Genomic DNA, 395 nt, shown 5'->3' on the forward strand with positions numbered 1-395 from the left:
CACCACGGCATCGCCGTCTTCAACTTTGACCGGCTCGCCGACGGTGGTGGCTTTGACGAACTCATCGCTCTCGCCACGCGCATAGGCGGCTTCGAGGCCTTCCTGGGCGGTGGCGGCGTTGAATTCGGCCTGGCCGTCGACGATCAGGTTGTAAGCCTGGGAGACGCGGTCCCAACGGTTGTCGCGGTCCATGGCGATCGGCCGCAACATGGCCATGGCCCAGCCAAAGAACGGCACGTACAGCAACTCACGCTTAAGCACTTGGCTCAACGGCGAAAAGTACGCCGAGAGGAAGAACGTTTCCCAGGTACTTTGGTGGTTCGACAGAATCACGCAAGGCTGGTCCGGGACGTTTTCAGCGCCCTTGACCTCGAAACGAATGCCCAGGAATACCT

The 395-nt window shown here is 60.5% G+C and carries 1 protein-coding gene; it reads right to left on the reverse strand.

Annotated elements, in window-relative coordinates; genetic code table 11:
• Nucleotides 1-395: lysophospholipid acyltransferase family protein (locus E4T82_RS12685; RefSeq protein WP_194185906.1), on the reverse strand; the 395-nt coding region annotated here is incomplete at both ends.

It is taken from the genome of Streptococcus cuniculi (assembly GCF_004570575.1).
Taxonomy (GTDB): Bacteria; Bacillota; Bacilli; order Lactobacillales; family Streptococcaceae; genus Streptococcus; species Streptococcus cuniculi_A.